2 protein-coding genes, 1 rRNA gene and 1 pseudogene are annotated in these 1857 nt (G+C 41.8%); all 4 read right to left on the reverse strand.

Features of this window, described 5'->3' with window-relative positions; genetic code table 11:
• A 16S ribosomal RNA gene (locus G358_RS0100005) occupies positions 1–115 on the reverse strand; the annotation flags it as partial.
• A gap of 355 nt (positions 116–470) precedes the next feature.
• Complete coding sequence (locus G358_RS0100010; protein WP_019635137.1) at positions 471–1175, reverse strand: class D sortase; 705 nt, start codon at positions 1173–1175, stop codon at positions 471–473.
• 73 nt (positions 1176–1248) lie between these two features.
• Positions 1249–1458: an LPXTG cell wall anchor domain-containing protein gene (locus G358_RS34455; protein WP_420836037.1), complete on the reverse strand. Its 210-nt coding sequence runs from the start codon at positions 1456–1458 to the stop codon at positions 1249–1251.
• Positions 1445–1857, reverse strand: a pseudogene (locus G358_RS33385) (MSCRAMM family adhesin SdrC); the annotation flags it as partial. The pseudogene G358_RS33385 and the gene G358_RS34455, both read right to left, overlap by 14 nt.

A 1857-nucleotide genomic window follows, 5' to 3' on the forward strand; every position in this document is an offset into this window, starting at 1 on the left:
CCCGTCCGCCGCTAGGTTATTTCGGAAGCAAGCTTCCAAAATAACCTCGCTCGACTTGCATGTATTAGGCACGCCGCCAGCGTTCGTCCTGAGCCAGGATCAAACTCTCCAATAAAGTTCGGATAAGTGCTCTTGCCCGAAAGCAAGAGGCCCTCCATCCGATTATCGAATAAGCTGATAGCTCATTTTGAATCTGACGAGATCAGATTTGCATCTGACTCTATTATTTAGATTTCACTTGCGTGAAACCCGCTCACTCGTTGTTCAGTTTTCAAAGATCAACTTCGTTTCCTTGCATGTGCCGTTGTTTCAGCGGCAACTCTTATAATGTAACATACACTACCGAATAAAGCAACACTTTTTTTAAAAATTCTTTTATATTGTAAAAGTGCCGTCTCTAAACGGTAATGAATACTATAGCAAAAGTATGTGCTAAATGCAATTTGAAATATATGTCTATTAAGTCCTAATTATGCTTCCTTTAACTTGGCACGTACAATTAGTCGATGAGTTGGATTTACCAGTGGATCACATGTAATTAGTGTAAGCAATGCTTTGTCAATGTTGTCTCTTTTCAGAACAGATACATCAGTAGGCTTAACTATCGATATTTTATCAACCACGTAAACATAAGTATCCCCTTTTGTTTCAATAATAATTTCATCACCTGCTTCAACTTCATTAAGGCGATTAAATAGTCTTCCCTTTGTTTTAGCCCGATGTGCTGCAATCGCTGCATTACCGTGTTCACCAAAAAAATCTGTTTCTTTCAAATGAGCTGCTGCATATCTCATGTTGGTTTTAGTAGCTCCCTCAAGAACAGGTAAACTAAGCTTAATTTTTGCTATTTTAATAACAGCAATGGCTTCTAAGTTTGTATCTAATTCGTGTGCCTTCATCTTTTGGATTTCTTCCTGATTGTCTTCTTGGACTAACCCGTTACTGTCTCCATTTTCAATAAGCCGCTGCTCTTCGAGCACTTGAATAGCGTTTTGATATTCAATCAAAAGCTTCCTATCGATAAATTCAAAATTGTTTTCTATATTCCCATCCCTATTGACAATTTCTTGAAGTAAAGCTTCAGTTTGCTTATTCTCATAATACTCATTTGCCTTAGGATATAACATGACAAGGATTCCCACGATAATTAATGTATAAGCAATTATTGATTTCATAATATCTTATCCCTTTCGATGAAATGATGAAATAAAGAAGTAAAGAGGAGTCCTCTTTACTTCTTTGGATTAATTAACTGGTCTTGTTACCCTTTCTTCTAAAGAAAAGTCCAATTATTACCGCCGCGATCCCCGTAATATAGTATGGAATAGAACTGGATTCCCCTGTTTTAGGTAGAGTATCTGAAGTAACTGTATCATCTGTTTTTTCTTTATTATTTGGATTATTTGTGGGGGGTTGTTCCTCCGGTTTAATCTCAGGTAACAATTCACTCGAAACCAACTCTGGTGTTGGGACTGGGCCTGGAGATGGACTTATTGTTGGTGTTGGTGTTGGTGTTGATGTCGATGTTGGCTTCGGTGTTGGCGTTGGTGTAGGAGTCCAAATAGATACAATTGGTGGTAGCACTGGCGACGGTGTTACCGTTGGTGTTGGTGTTGGCGTTGGAGTCGGCGTTTCCGTCGGTGTCGGTGTTTCCGTTGGTCTCGGTGTTTCTGTTGGCTCCGGCGTCACCGTTGGTGTCGGCGTTGGTGTTGGCTCCGGCGTCACCGTCGCTGTCGGCGTTGGTGTTGGCTCCGGCGTTACCGTCGCTGTCGGCGTTGGCGTTGGTTTCGGTGTTTCCGTCGGGGTCGGCGTTGGCGTTGGTGTCGGTGTTTCCGTCGGGGTCGGCGTTGGCGTTGG

Source organism: Paenibacillus fonticola DSM 21315, from assembly GCF_000381905.1.
Lineage (GTDB): Bacteria > Bacillota > Bacilli > Paenibacillales > Paenibacillaceae > Fontibacillus > Fontibacillus fonticola.

Excerpts from the sequence above, each read along its gene's own strand:
- G358_RS0100010 (WP_019635137.1), bottom strand. The coding sequence starts at position 1,175 with ATGAAATCAATAATTGCTTATACATTAATTATCGTGGGAATCCTTGTC.